Consider the following 13,874-nt stretch of genomic DNA (forward strand, 5'->3'; position numbering starts at 1 on the left):
CTCCGTCTCGATATGGGGGTTGTACTCACACAACCACAATTTTTATCACACAGTAACGGATTTGAGCGACTGTATGCAAGAGAATGGCAAGGGGAGCGACTCCTCCGACAGCACCGGCGACGGCACGCGTCGCAGTCGTTTCGACCGCCGTACCTTCCTCGGGGCGGCGGCGACGACCGGCGCGGCGGCGCTCGCCGGGTGTACGGGCGGCGGTTCGGACGACAGCACGACCGAAGATTCGGGGTCCTCGGGTGGAAGCGACGACACGGAGAGCACCGACACGACCGCCGCGAGCGGCGGGAAGCAGGGCGGCACGCTCCAGTGGGGCGGCGCAGTGCCGGTGCAGGGGCTCGACCCGCACATCGACACTTCGGCGGCCTCGAAGCGCGTCCTGGAGAATATCTACGAGGAAGTCGTCGCGCTACAGGACGACTACTCCATCCAGCCGCACCTCGCGGAGTCGATGGAGCAGTCCGACGACAACACGCTCCTGACGTTCAACCTCCGGGAGGGCGTCACCTTCCACAACGGCAAGGAGATGACCTCCGAGGACGTGCTGGCGAGCTACGAGCGCGTCCAGAACGGCGACTACCTCGCCACCGGCTTCTTCGACTACGTCGAGGAGCTTCGCGCCCCCGACGACTACACCTTCGAGGTCCAACTCACCGAACCCTTCGCGCCGTTCCTCGCGAAGATGGCGACGGCGGAACTGTCGGTCATGCCCGCCGAGAACGCCGAGAAGGACATGGTCGAAGAACCCATCGGGACCGGCCCGTACGTGTTCGAGAGCCGCGAAATCGAGACCTCGTTCACGATGTCGCGCAACGAGGACTACTGGGGCGCGTCCGACGAGGACGGCCCGTTCATCGACACCATCGTCAAGAGCGAGGTGCCGGACCCGAGCGTCCGCCTCCAGTCGTTCCTCGCCGGCGAGTACGACTTCATCAACGGCATCGCGCCGAAGGACGTCTCCCGCGTCGAGCAGGCCCCCGACGTTCGGTTCGAAAAGCAGTTCCCGAAATCGCTCGTCTACCTCGGCCTGAACTGCGACGTGGCTCCGTTCGACAACAAGGACGCCCGCCTCGCGCTCGACTACACCATCGACAAGGAGAAGGTCGCCGAGGCGGCCCTCTACGGCACCGGTCAGACCACCGCGTCCCCGGCGACGCCCGGTAGTCCGTGGGTCAACCCGGACATCGAACCCCGCCCACGTGACCTCGAGAAGGCCCAAGAGCACCTCGACGCCGCCGGCATGTCCGACGGCTTCACGGCGACGTTCAAGATTCCGCAGTCCTACCCGACGCAGGTGCAGGCCGCGGAGGTCATCGCCGCCGATGCCGCCGAGGTCGGCATCAACCTCGAAATCCAGCAGATTACGTGGAGCACGTGGCTCTCGGACGTCTACTCCAACCGCGACTTCCAGGCGACGACGAGCTCCTACCTCGCGCTCTGGTACCCCGACGTGTCGTTCTACAAATTCCTGCACCCCAACGGGGCGTTCTTCTTCACCAACTGGGTGAACGAGGACTACAACGCGCTCGTCGAGGAGGCGCGCACTATCTACGACGAACAGGAGCGGGCCGACCTCTACCACCAGGCGACGGAGATTCTCCACGAGGACCGCGCCGGCCACCTCTTCCTGTGGTGGCAGCCGAGCCTCTACGGGGCCGCCTCGCAGTACAAAGGTGACATCGGCGCGCCCGACGGGTCGACGCTGCAGTTCGGCGACAACTGGCTCGACCGCTAACACAGATTCCACACAATGTCGATGTACAACTACGTCTTTCGGCGCGTCGGGTTCATGGCGGTGACGCTGTTCTTCGTCACGCTCATCGCCTTCGCCGTCACCAACATCCTGCCCGGTGACGTGGCCCTGCTCATCTTGGGCCCCAACGCGACCGAACAATCGCTCGAAGCGCTCCAAACCCAACTGGGACTCAACCGCCCGCTGTACGTGCAGTACATCGACTGGGTCGTCGGGCTCCTCCAGGGGAACATGGGCGAATCGCTCCGGTTCGGCGAACCCGTGTCGCAACTCATCGCCGAGCGTCTGCCCCGGTCGATGATGCTCGCCGTCGCCGCGACGCTCGTCGCCGTCGTGCTGTCGGTCCCGCTCGGCGTCTACGCCGCCGTCAACCAGAACGAAGCGCCCGACGTGAGCGCCTCGATGTTCGCCTTCGTCGGCATCTCGATGCCGATATTCCTGTGGGGGCTGGTGTTCATCCTGGTGTTCGCCGTCTGGCTGAACCTCTTTCCGACCGGGGGGTACGTCTCCCCGAGCGAGGACCTCGTCGGGTCGCTCACGCGACTCGTCCTCCCCGCGGGAGCGATGGGCTTCGCGCTCACCGCTTACATCATGCGGATGACCCGGTCGTCGATGCTTGAGGTTCTCAGCGAGGAGTACATCAATCTCGCGCGTGCGAAGGGGATGAGCCAACGGGTCATCGTCCTCAGACACGCGCTCAAGAACGCAATCATCCCCGTCATCACGGTCATCGCGTTCCAGTTCAGCTACGCGTTCGGCGGGGTCGTCGTGCTCGAAGAGGTGTTCTTCTGGCCCGGCATCGGTCGGCTGACGCTGACCGCGATTCAGAGCCGCGATATCCCCTTGATTCAGGGGTGCATCCTCGTGGTCGCACTTATCTACATGTTCTCGAACTTCGCCGCAGACCTGCTGTACGCGTACTTCGACCCGCGCATCCGCTACGGAGGTGACGACTGATGGCGACCGAACAGGAGACCGACCGCGGTCGCTTCACCATCACGCAGTCACAGCGCGACCGCATCGCCCGGTTCGTCCGGAAGTTCCGCAGCAACACGAAGGCGATGCTCGGCTTCACCATCGTGGTGCTGCTCGTGCTCGTCGCCATCTTCGCGCCGATTATCGCGCCGTACCCCATCGACGCGACGAACATCGAAGACCGTTCGCAGGCCCCGTCGGTCGAACACCCGTTCGGCACCGACGACCTCGGCCGCGACATCTTCAGCCGCGTCGTCATGGGAAGCCGCATCTCGCTGTACGTCGGCTTCGGAGCTATCTCCGGCGCGCTCGCCGTCGGGGCCGTCGTCGGTGTCGTCGCCGGCTACGCCGGCGGGTTAACCGACGAGATACTGATGCGCGTCATGGACGCCGCGATGGCGTTCCCACCGGTGTTGCTCGCGCTCACGCTCCTGGTCGTTCTCGGCCCGGAGTTGAGTAACGTCGTCATCGCGCTCGCGTTCGTCTACACGCCGTACATCGCCCGCGTCTCGCGGAGCGCGGCGTTAGCCGAGCGCAACGAGGCGTACGTCGAGGCCGCCATCGCCCGCGGCGAGAGCGACTCGCGCATCGTCTTCAGCGAGGTGTTCCCGAACTGTATGGCGCCCATGCTGGTTCAGGGGTCGCTGAACGTCTCGTTCGCCATCCTCGCGGAGGCGAGCCTGTCGTTCCTCGGCCTCGGCGCGCAACCGCCGCGGCCGTCGTGGGGGCTGATGATTAACACCGGTCGCGGCTTCATGGAGACCGCGCCGTGGATGTTGCTGTTCCCAGCGCTGGCTATCGGTATCGCCGTCGTCGGGTTCAACATGCTCGGCGACGGACTGCGTGACGTGCTCGACCCCAAAGTGGAGGCGATAGAATGAGCGCACCAACCACCGCGACTGACCGCGAGGCCGACGACGGCCCGCTGCTCGACGTGCGCGGACTCAGAACCGAGTTCCGCACCGATAGCGGCCCCATCGTCGCCTCCAACGAGGTGTCGTTCTCGCTCGACCGCGGCGAGACCATGGGTCTCGTCGGCGAGTCGGGCGCGGGCAAGTCCGTGACGGCGCGGTCGCTCATGCGCCTCATCGACTCGCCCGGCGAAATCACCGGCGGGCAGGTCGTCTTCAACGGGGAAGACCTCCTGCAGAAGACGGAAGCCGAGATGCGCGACATCCGCGGCAACCGCATCGCGATGATTCCGCAGGACCCGATGTCGTCGCTCAACCCGGTGATGACCGTCGGCGAGCAGATCACGGAGACGATTCGCCGCCATCAGGACGTCTCCAAGTCAGAGGCACGCCAGCTCGCCATCGAATCGATGGACGACGTCGGCATCCCCGACGCGGAAGAACGCATCGACGACTACCCCCACGAGTTCTCCGGCGGGATGCGCCAGCGCGTCCTCGTCGCCATCGGCTTCTCCTGCGAGCCGGACCTCATCATCGCCGACGAGCCGACCACCGCGCTCGACGTGACGACGCAGGCGAAGATTCTCGACCTGCTCAACGAGATGCAGGAGCGCGAAGGAACGGCCGTGCTGATGATCACCCACAACCTCGGCGTCGTCGCCCAGACGTGCGACCACGTCGGCGTGATGTACGCGGGGAACCTCGTGGAGACGGCCGAACTCGGCGACCTGTTCGACCGCCCGCGACACCCCTACACCCGCGCGCTCATCGACTCCATCCCGGAGGTCGACACCGACTACGACGAACTGCCGACGCTCGACGGCGCGATGCCCGACCTCGGGAACCTCCCGAGCGGCTGTAACTTCGCGCCGCGGTGTCCGCACGCCACCGAGGCGTGCCGGACCGGTGGCGACCCGTCGCTCGACTCCGTCGGCGACGACTCGTCGCGCGCGGCGTGTCTCCACGCCGCCGACCTCGACCTCTCGGAGAGCACGGTCCCCGAATCCGGGGCCGGCCGCCGCGACGTCGACCGCAGCGGCGAACCGCTGTTCGAGGTGCGGAACCTGAAGAAGTACTTCAACGCCGGCGAGGGCGTCTTCGGCAACGTCCACCTCTCGTGGGAGGGCGGCGGCCTGCCGACCGTCGAACGGCGGCACGTCAAGGCCGTCGACGACGTGAGCTTCGACGTCTATCCCGGCGAGACCGTCGGGCTCGTCGGCGAGTCCGGCTGCGGGAAGTCCACGGTCGCTCGCACCGCGCTCCGGCTCCTCGACCCGACCGACGGCGAGGTGTACTTCGAGGGACAGCCGCTCCACGAGCTCGGCTCCTCGGAGATTCGGAGTCTGCGCCGCGAGATGCAGATGATATTCCAGGACCCCCAGAGCTCGCTCAACCCGCGGAAGACCGTCGGCCAAATCGTCGGGCGCGCGATGGAGAAACACGGCATCGCCACCGGCGAGGAAAAGCGCGAGCGAGTGGGCGACCTGCTCGAACGCGTCGGCCTGTCGCGGGCCGCCGCGAGCAAGTACCCCCACGAGTTCTCCGGGGGACAACAACAGCGCGTCGCCATCGCGCACGCGCTCGCGGTCGAACCGAAGCTCATCGTCTGCGACGAGCCCGTCTCGGCGCTCGACGTGAGCGTGCAGGCGCAGATTCTCAACCTCCTGAACGAGATTCAGGAAGACGAGAACATCTCGTTCCTGTTTATCTCGCACAACATCGGTGTCATCCGGCACATCTGCGACCGCGTGGCCGTGATGTACCTCGGCAAGATAGCGGAGTTCGGGAGCATCGAGCAGGTGTTCTCGCCGCCGTTCCACCCCTACACGGAGAGCCTCCTGTCGGCGGTCCCCCACGCGAACCCGGACCGCGAGACGGACCGCATCTTGCTTGAGGGGAGCGTTCCGAGTCCCATCAACCCACCGTCGGGCTGTCCGTTCCAGACGCGCTGTCCGAAGAAAATCGGCGACGTCTGCGAGCAGGAGCTCCCGGAGCTCGAATCGGTCGGGGGCGCGGACCACTACATCTCCTGTCACCTCTCGGAGGAGGAGATGAGCCAGCGTGACTCGTTCATCACGCCGTCGAAGCGCGCGGAGACCAGTCCGGCCGACTCGGACTGAATCCGCCCGCGCGGTCTCTTCTCAGTATTTAGCGCCGAAGCCGGTTCAGTACTTGACGCCGAAGTCGAGAATCTCGTCGGGGTAGTCGCCGAACTGCGCGTCCGTCTCGCGGCGAATCTGGTCTTTCGCGCGCCGCGCCTCCGCGAGCAGGTCGCGGAGGTCGGACACCGGTTCGTCGGAGAGGTCGACCCGGAGGTTGTGGTAGAACTCCGGCGTCGGCGCGTGGACGAGCACCGCGGCGCTCATCTCGCCGCGGCCGTCGCCGCCGGCCGCCTCGCCGGCTTCGAGCGCCGAGACGAGTCGGTCGGCCATGTCGCCGTCGGCGGACTCGTACGCTTCGGCGGTCGCCTCGACGACCGCCTCGCCGGCGAGCATGTTGCCCGCGACGGTGTAGTCGTCGCCGACGCGGTGGCCGGCCCACGAGACGCACTCGCCGCCGGTGAAGGCGAACTCGCCGGCCGCGCCGACGCCGTGGACCTGCCGGTAGGCGGCGTGGTCGTCGGCGTCGAGGAGGGTTTCGAAGGCGTCGTCGATGCGCTCGCCGGCTTCCGCGCGGGCGACCGCGTCGCGGCCGTGTTCGGTCTTCGTGTACGACTGCGTGACCGCCGCGCCGCCGGCGCTCACGTAGGGGCAGGTCGCGCCGACAGCGACCGTGCCGGTCGTTACCGCCGCGCCGAAAACGTTCGCGTCCGGGTCGCGCGCCGCTATCGAGAAGGTTCCTGGGACGTGTCGCATAGTACGGTACTGCGTTTCGGTCACGCTCGCACGGTAAATACTCTCCCTCTCGCGGAGCGGAACGGAGACGCGGGTAGTGTCCGAGCGCGACGTAACAGTTCGGACTCTGTGGAGTCCCGCACCGGATTCAGCGTCCTCCCCGTTCGCAACTACCGAGATAGTATTGTAAATGAGAGACATCATTGATGAGCACTATTTCTTATTTATCGTACTTTCCTATCCGGATGTTTTTGAATCAGTCGTGAATGATTGCATTATCACCCCAGCTTCTGATTGAGCGAAAAAGCTCATTCGGGAGACGCTCTACTGCGGTGCAGTATTTGTCTCGGAGAGCAATACCGACCGTCTCGCGGGCCGGCAGTCGAATCCAAGGCTTATGTTGTCGCGGTGGCAAGACGAACGTATGAGACTCGGCATCGGTCGAACCGGCGTGGTGATTCTCCTCGGACTGTTCGTCATCCTCGGTGCGGAGGACGTGTACGTCTGGGCCGTCGCCGGAACCGTTCCCGGCGTCGAGTTCTTCCTGGCGCTCGTGTTCGTCCTCGCCGTCGCGTTCGTGGCGATTCGGGAGGCGCGGGCGCACCCGCCGAGTCGGTAGTCGTTCGCCGCTCGGAACGTGGTTTTCGCCCGCTATTCTTCGCGCTCTCTGCAGTCGAGCGGCGCTTCGCAGCACGCCGAACGATAAGCCGACGACTCGCGGACCAGTTTGCACTCGCGGTAGCGGTAGGCGACGTCCGCGCCGCAGGCTTCGCAGGTGAGGGTGTACTTCGGCTCCGCGAACCGGCGGACGCGGACCGGCGCGTCGACCGCCTCGGCGCGGCGCTTGAACGCCGGACCGTGGTCGGTCGTGCCGAACGCCTGAAACTGCTCGACGTGGACGAGTTCGTGCCGGAGCGTCGCCGTCCACTCCCCGCGGTCGAACGACTCGAACGCCCGCCACGACAGCGACATGGTACACGTGGGCGCGGCGTCGAGTTCGGCCGATTGCGACGACGTGCCGGTCCACCGTCTCGGCTCACCGACCGTCGCGTCGTCGACGTTCGGGGTCTTCACGGCCGCCGCCCGCCGCTTCGCGCGGGTGGACACTTCCCACCGGACGCGGTGTAAGTCCACGGCGAAGTCGTATTGACCCGCCGCGTGGCGGCAGTACGTCCGCGACCAGCTCACCAGCTCGTCGCCGGTCTCGATAGCGTCGTACCCGCCGAGGCTCCCGTCTTCGTGTCCCACGATTTCGAGCCGTGGTTCGGAGCGCGCCGATATGTGTGTTGTGCCACCCGCGCGGTCGCCGTCGAGCGGTGTTGGTGCGGGTGTGGATGCGGTCAGGCTGTGAGCGTCGCTTTCTCGTCGGACACGAGCTCCCGAACCGCGTCGAACAGCCGCTTCGCGCTGTTCCGGGACGTCCCTTCGACGGTCACGCGAAGGACGCGCTCGGTTCGGCTCGCCCTGACGACGAACCACGCGTCGCCGCGCTCGACGAAGATGCCGTCGTCGGTCCGAACGTCGTCGAAGCGCGCCTGACACTCAGTCGCGAGCCGCGTCATCTCGCGGGCGCAGTTGTCGACCGCGAACGAGTCGAAAAACAGCGGGTACGCCGCCACTTCACCCGCCTGTTCGGAGAGCGCCGCCCCCTCGTCGACGAGCCGCGCGAGGCGAATCGCCGAGAGCGCCGCGTCCGGGCAGGGAGACTCGGCCGGCCACTGGTAGACGCCGCTCGGCTCGCCGCCGAAGACGACGTCCGCGTTCGCCGCCGGTCCGGACCCCGGAATCCCGTCCATCTCGACCCGGACGATGCTTCCCCCCGCGTCGGAGACGACCTCTCCGATGCGACGACTCGCCTCCAGCGGCACGGCGACGCAGGCGTCCCCGTCCGCATCGCGAACCGTCTCTCGCGCGAACAGCGCGAGGAGCGCGTCTCCGCCGACGACCTCACCGGTCTCGTCGACGGCCACGAGGCGGTCCGCGTCGGCGTCGTGAGCCAGACCGATATCGGCGTCCGAGGCCGCGACTGCTCGGCGGAGCGTCCCGCACGCGTCGTCGCCCGCGGCGACCCGACGGCGCGGAAACGAGTCGTCCGTGGTTCCGTCGAGGCGCTCGACGTCACAGCCGAGTCGGTCGAGCGCGTCGGCCATGATGTCGTCGTCCCGCTCGCCGACGGCGACCACGACGCGCGTGTCGGAAACCGAAGTTCGCCCCTCGCAGAGGTGGTCGAGGTGATGTGCCGTGGCGCCGTCCCAGCGACGCTCCTCGCCGATTTCGTCCCACGGGGCGACCTCGGCCGACGAGCCGTTGACCCGGCGGACGACCCTGCTCTGTCGCTCCCACGAGAGGCGCGAGCCGTCGTCGTCGAACAGTTTCAGCCCGGTGTCCTCGGCGGGGTCGCTGACGGTCGTCACCGCCACGCCGGCGTCGCCGCCGAGTCGCCGCACGCCGTGAGAGACGGTCGGACTCGCCACCGGCCCGAGTCGGTGGACGGTGCCGCCGCACTCGCAGACCCCGGTCGCGACCGCGTCAGCGAGGAGACGAGCGCTGTCGCTCGGGTCGTGGCCCACGACGATTTCGTCGCCCGTTCCGGCGAGGGCGCGACCGGCTTTGAGGGCGAGTTTCGCGGTCACCTGCGTCCCGTACGAACCGCGGATTCGTGATGGTGCGAACATACCCCACTGTCCGCCCGAGGTGTGTTTACTATCGGCCGGATAATCCCGGTCGGCGTCGCTTAGCGTCCGACAAAACGGCGGGTTCGGTCGCCGAGGCGTCGGTATCGTCCGACACGACCTCGTACACCACGACCCCGTCGTTTCCGTAGACTCGTCGATACCGGGGACTGTCCGCGAGCGAGGCGCGAAGCCGTTCGGTCCCGTCTTCTTCGAGCCCCCGGACGGTGTACGTCCCGCGGGGGACGTACAGGTAGTCGGGCGAGGCGTCGACGGAGGCCATCGATTCGGTGACGCAGGTCGCGTTCTCGCAGGTACTCGCCGTTTTGAACGCCGAAATCTGGTCGTAGTACCTGTCGGGGCTCTTCCATTCGACGCCCCACGGCCCCACGAGCATCGTCCGCTTCGCGTAGTGCGGGAACCACTCGGCCGCGTCTGACAGTACGACGAACGACGCGTTCGCGTCGGTGTCGTTTCTCGCCCATTCCATGGCCTCTCGGTCGTCGTCGTCCATGAACGAGGGGAGACTCGGGCTGCCGTGGTGCGCCGCGCCGAGGCCGCTCGCGGCGTAGAACCCGCCGAGACTCGTCCCGACGACGAGAACCACGACCAACGACGAGGCCATCAGCTGCCGGTTGTCGAGCGACCCGCGAGCCCTGTCGGTCAGCCGCGGCACGACGACGCCGAAAAGCACCGTCGAAATCATCATCGCGCCGGCGACGAACTGGAAGCGCTCCTTTCCGATGACGTACGCGCAGACGAAGAGCCACAGCGGCAGCGTGAATTTCCTCCGAGAGACGAGCACGCCCGCGGCGGCGAAATTCGCGAGGAAGAACACCGTGACGACGGTCGGGTCCAGCGGGTAGACGAACTGGTCGAGGAGCCGCCCGACGCCGCCGGCGATACCGCTGTGACTGCCCGCCGCACCCACGAAGGCCCCGACGCCGTGAGTGGTGACGACGTTGGCCCACCACGGCGCGGCGAGGACGAGTCCCCCGAGAGCCACCGCGGCACCGCTGACGAGCCCGGGCAGCGTTCGGTCGAGCATCGCGTAGAGGACGAGCCAACTGACCCCGAAAAACACGGTGTACGTCGGATGGGAGAGGACCGTCAGCCCGAAGCAGATGACGCCGGAGCCGACCCACAGCGGCCGCCGAGTGCCGCGGCGGAACAGTCTCGCTCCGACGTAGACTCCGCAGAGAGACAGGAAGAACGCGGACGCGCGGACGATGCCGCCGGCCGAGAGGTGCCACTGCAGGACCGGTGGAGCGACCGCGAGAATCGCCGTCGCGACTCCCGCCTGCCGCGGCGTCGGGAGGAGTTCGAGCGCGATTCCGTAGTACGGCACGAGGTAGAGCACCGTGACGACGGCCGGGAGGACGAGGCTGAGCGTCGTCCCCGAGACGCCGAGGTCGGTCAGGAACGCGACCACGTAGAACTGGAGCGGCGGGTACGCGAACGGAATCCCGTCGTCGTAGTACGGAATCGAAGCCGGGAGCGCGTAGCCGCCGGTCCGAATCTGCTCGGCGATTTCGAGGTACAGCCCGGACCCGTAGGCCGGGTAGTCGTGGGTCGCCACGTACGTCACCGAGACGACGAGTCCGGCGACGAGGGCGAGTGCGAACCACGCGTGGCTCTCGCGGCCGAGGCCGGGAACGCCGTCGGTGAACGCGTTCGCGCGGCCCGGTGCCGCGGGGTCGAGGCCGTTCGCCGTTTCGTCGGTCGTTGAATTCATGGAGTAACTCTCACTTGCGCTTTCGAAGCGAGACGGGGTTCGTGAGCGAGACGCGGTACGGGAGCCACCGCAGCTCGGCGATGGCCCACAGGACTCCGACAGCGAGCCCGAGACAGGACACCAACAGTTCGGCGACGCCCATCCACCGTGGGAGGACGTAGTAGACGGCGTTCACGACCGGTCCGGGGAGTACCGACGACTGAGACGGGCCGCCGTCTCCGACCGTCGAGCCGCCGGCCGCCTGATTCCGGAGACCGAGTTCGTGCGCGGGTGGTCCACCCGCGCTCTCGTCGCCGGTCCCGAGCCGTTCGGCCTCGTAGGGGAACGCGATAGGCACGCTCCAGACGACCTCGCCGGTCTCGTCCAGTTCGAAGACGCGGTTTCCGTTCGAGTCCGTCACGAGCGTATGGCCGTTCGGAAGCCTGTCGGCGTCTCGCGGCCACTGTAACTGCGCGTCCCGCCAGTGCCACGAGCGAACCCACCGACCGTCGTCGTCGCGGTATTCGACGAGGCGGTTGTTCTCAGAGTCGGCGACGAGGACGGCGTCGTCGCCGGTGGGATTCTCGATGTAATCGGGGTTGTGTTGCTCGTAGAGGACGCCGTGAGACCCGTTTCCGAGCGTTCGGTTCTCGACGAGGCCGGTCTCGCGGTCGAGATACACCACTCTGTCGTGGTTGCGGAGACTGACCTGAATGTGCCCGCTTTCGAGCACCTCCACGTCGTTGAGGTGGGTCCAATCGGAGGGATACGGCCCGCCGGTCGTCGCGGGGTCGAACGCCGCCTGCGCGTCCCACGACCACTCGACGATGCCCGTCGTCGTGTTCACGACGAACACGCGGTCCGCGGCGATGTCGGCGACGACGTACGTCGAATCGCTCAGCCGGTCGCCGTCGTGCCACCGCGTCGAGTGCTTCCCGGCGGTCACGCGGCTGTAAATCCCCTCGACGCTCCCGGTGGTGAGGTTCACGCGCTCGATGCCGTTTCGCGTGCACTCGCCCTCGCCGCCGCACTCTTCGGGTGTCAGATGGTCCGCGTAGAGGTACTCGACCGTCGCGTTCGTCCCCTCGACGGGGTCGACGTCCCAGTAGCGGGTGTGGGAATCGTCGTAGTATCGCCGCTCTCCGTCGGCACCGAACGCGACGAGTTCGGCGTTCGCTCGTGGGCCGTCGCTCTCTCGTCCGAGCCACGTGTTCGAGTCGGTCGCGATGACCGTCGTCCCGTTCGCGGGCGCGACCCGTGCACTCTCGCCGGTCGCGTCCGTCACCGCCGAGGTCGGTCGGCTCAGGTACGCGCCCCCGACGATACCCGCGCAGACGAGGAGGGCGACTGCCGCGGCGACTCGCAGATGCGTCCGCTTGACCATTTCGTAGTCGTCGATCGGTAGACGGTCTTACTATCCGGATGCTAAACTGCGGGTGCGTCCGTGCCCATCGACGTGGAACGTGCTCGACCGGACCTTACGCACGGAATAATTAGGGTCCCGAGGGCGGGTAGACGACACAATGGCGTCTCGTCTCGGGGCGGCCGAGAGCCTCGTCGTCCTCGGTCTCGTTCTCCTCTTGGTGGCGACAGCGGTGCCGACCGCGAGCGTCGTCGATTTCGGCGCGAACGGGGGCGCTTCGACGGCCGCGACGGTCGAGTCGGCACCGAACGGTCCGAAATCTGCCGACGACGTTCGGCTGGTCCCGGTCGGCGACCGGGGGGACAGGCTCTGGCCGTTCACCAGCCGAGACCGGTCGTTTGAAACGCTGACACTGCCGGTGAACGTCGTCGTCGAGGGGAACCCCGCGCGGGTCCGCTCGCTGCTCCTGTACTCGCGCGACGCGACGTGGGACGAGACGAACGAGTCGTGGCAACAGGCGTCCACCGAACAGCCCCCCGCCGCCGAGGCGGGCTCCCCGTGGGGGTCGGCCACGGGCGCGGACCGGTTTACCTTCGTCGACACCGCGGACTCGAGCGGGCTGTGGATTGCGGAGTCGATGCAGCTCCACGACGGGACGTACTTCGGGAGCCGTACTCACCTCCGACTGTACGGCGGCGGGACCCCGGACGACTCGTGGACGGCGATTCAGGCCCACCGAGACTACTGGGACTGGTTCCGGCTTCGACACACGGTGACGAGCCTTGCCGGCCCGCAACACGTCGTCGAACGCGACCTGATGCGCCGCCCGACCGTCGTCGACGTTCGTCGCGAGCGGTTCGCCAACGGCGGCATCATCGACGCGGACGGCTGGGTGTCGGTCGTCGAACTCGGGCCGCCGCAACTCTCGACGCTCCCGAGAGACGACGTGTCTCGCCCGACCACCGCCGGGTCGGCGACAACCAGGGACGAGGCCGCAGAGCGCGCCGGCTCCGAACGCGACGACACCTCTTCGGCACTCGATACGCCGCCGACGGGGCCGGAGAGCGTCGGAACCGTCCTGTCCGTGCTCGCCGTCGGCTTCGTCGGTGTCGGTGGACTCGCCGCGCTCGCCACTCGCCGAGACGAACTCGGCGCGCTCGTCGAGCGCCTCCGCTGGTCGCGCCTCGCCGACGACCGGTTCCAGCGCGTCGTCGCGCTCGCGGTCGCACTCGTCGCGCTCCCGGTTTTGGTCCGCTCGGCCGCCCTCGGGCTCGAACGCGTCGTTCCGAACCACCCGAAGGTCGTCGCCGGACTGCTCTTTCCGGTGTTCGCGTTCGCGCCGGCCGTTCTGGCCGCTCGCCTGCCGCGGGGGTACTCCTCGGAACTGTGGTTCGGCACCGCGTTCGTCGGCTACGGAGTGGGTCTCGTCGCCGACTTCGCGATGATAGGTGTCGCCGTCGTCCCGGTCGAAGTCGTCCTCCACCGGTTCGCCGTGCTCGTCGCGCTCGGCGTGCTCGCCGTCGCCGGCCACCGTCGCTTCGACTCGTCTGAGCCCCGGCGAGCGGCGCTTTCGGCGGCCGTCTGCCTGTGGCTGTTCCTGTTCGCGTGGCCGCTTTTCTTGGGTATCTAGGCGCTTAGCC

11 protein-coding genes are annotated in these 13,874 nt (G+C 67.3%); 6 read left to right on the plus strand and 5 right to left on the minus strand.

Annotation, left to right across the window (positions count from 1 at the left end):
- The first annotated feature begins 73 nt into the window (after window positions 1-73).
- The 4 genes from BN984_RS17770 to BN984_RS17785 are packed head-to-tail and all read left to right on the plus strand — an operon-like array spanning window position 74 to window position 5,771.
- Window positions 74-1,747, plus strand: a complete 1,674-nt coding sequence (locus tag BN984_RS17770; protein WP_008094221.1) for an ABC transporter substrate-binding protein — start codon at window positions 74-76, stop codon at window positions 1,745-1,747.
- Window positions 1,748-1,762: 15 nt separating this feature from the next.
- Entirely contained in the window at window positions 1,763-2,722 is a 960-nt protein-coding gene (locus BN984_RS17775; protein WP_008094222.1) for an ABC transporter permease, read from the plus strand.
- Entirely contained in the window at window positions 2,722-3,621 is a 900-nt protein-coding gene (locus BN984_RS17780) for an ABC transporter permease (RefSeq protein WP_008094223.1), read from the plus strand. The genes BN984_RS17775 and BN984_RS17780 overlap by 1 nt, the downstream gene beginning before the upstream one ends.
- Window positions 3,618-5,771 (plus strand): dipeptide ABC transporter ATP-binding protein, encoded by a 2,154-nt coding sequence (locus BN984_RS17785; protein ID WP_049968907.1) that lies wholly within the window; start codon window positions 3,618-3,620, stop codon window positions 5,769-5,771. Before BN984_RS17780 ends, BN984_RS17785 begins: the two co-directional genes overlap by 4 nt.
- 45 nt (window positions 5,772-5,816) lie before the next feature.
- On the opposite strand, the gene BN984_RS17790 is transcribed toward BN984_RS17785, so the two are convergent.
- Entirely contained in the window at window positions 5,817-6,506 is a 690-nt protein-coding gene (locus tag BN984_RS17790; protein WP_049968908.1) for a DUF1028 domain-containing protein, read from the minus strand.
- Between the two features lie 403 nt (window positions 6,507-6,909).
- Here BN984_RS17790 and BN984_RS17795 point away from each other — a divergent pair, with 403 nt between their 5' ends.
- Complete coding sequence (locus tag BN984_RS17795) at window positions 6,910-7,104, plus strand: hypothetical protein (RefSeq protein ID WP_042664366.1); 195 nt, start codon at window positions 6,910-6,912, stop codon at window positions 7,102-7,104.
- Window positions 7,105-7,136: 32 nt separating this feature from the next.
- On the opposite strand, the gene BN984_RS17800 is transcribed toward BN984_RS17795, so the two are convergent.
- The 4 genes from BN984_RS17800 to BN984_RS17815 all read right to left on the minus strand — a co-directional run bounded on the left by BN984_RS17800 (window position 7,137) and on the right by BN984_RS17815 (window position 12,255).
- Window positions 7,137-7,733, minus strand: coding sequence for a SprT-like domain-containing protein (locus tag BN984_RS17800; protein ID WP_008094227.1), 597 nt, complete (start codon window positions 7,731-7,733; stop codon window positions 7,137-7,139).
- 92 nt (window positions 7,734-7,825) lie between these two features.
- Window positions 7,826-9,160, minus strand: a complete 1,335-nt coding sequence (locus BN984_RS17805) for a phosphohexomutase domain-containing protein (RefSeq protein WP_081909263.1) — start codon at window positions 9,158-9,160, stop codon at window positions 7,826-7,828.
- A 28-nt stretch (window positions 9,161-9,188) separates the two neighbouring features.
- Window positions 9,189-10,892 (minus strand): ArnT family glycosyltransferase, encoded by a 1,704-nt coding sequence (locus tag BN984_RS17810; RefSeq protein WP_049968909.1) that lies wholly within the window; start codon window positions 10,890-10,892, stop codon window positions 9,189-9,191.
- 10 nt (window positions 10,893-10,902) lie between these two features.
- Window positions 10,903-12,255 carry an aryl-sulfate sulfotransferase gene (locus BN984_RS17815; RefSeq protein WP_049968910.1) on the minus strand — a complete coding sequence of 451 codons (1,353 nt, stop codon included), beginning with the start codon at window positions 12,253-12,255 and terminating at the stop codon, window positions 10,903-10,905.
- A 139-nt stretch (window positions 12,256-12,394) separates the two neighbouring features.
- Between BN984_RS17815 and BN984_RS17820 the strand changes: the two genes are divergently transcribed.
- Window positions 12,395-13,864, plus strand: a complete 1,470-nt coding sequence (locus tag BN984_RS17820) for a hypothetical protein (RefSeq protein ID WP_008094236.1) — start codon at window positions 12,395-12,397, stop codon at window positions 13,862-13,864.
- The last annotated feature ends 10 nt before the right edge of the window (window positions 13,865-13,874 follow it).

Origin of the sequence: Haloferax prahovense (genome assembly GCF_000723845.1) — an archaeon.
Lineage (GTDB): Archaea > Halobacteriota > Halobacteria > Halobacteriales > Haloferacaceae > Haloferax > Haloferax prahovense.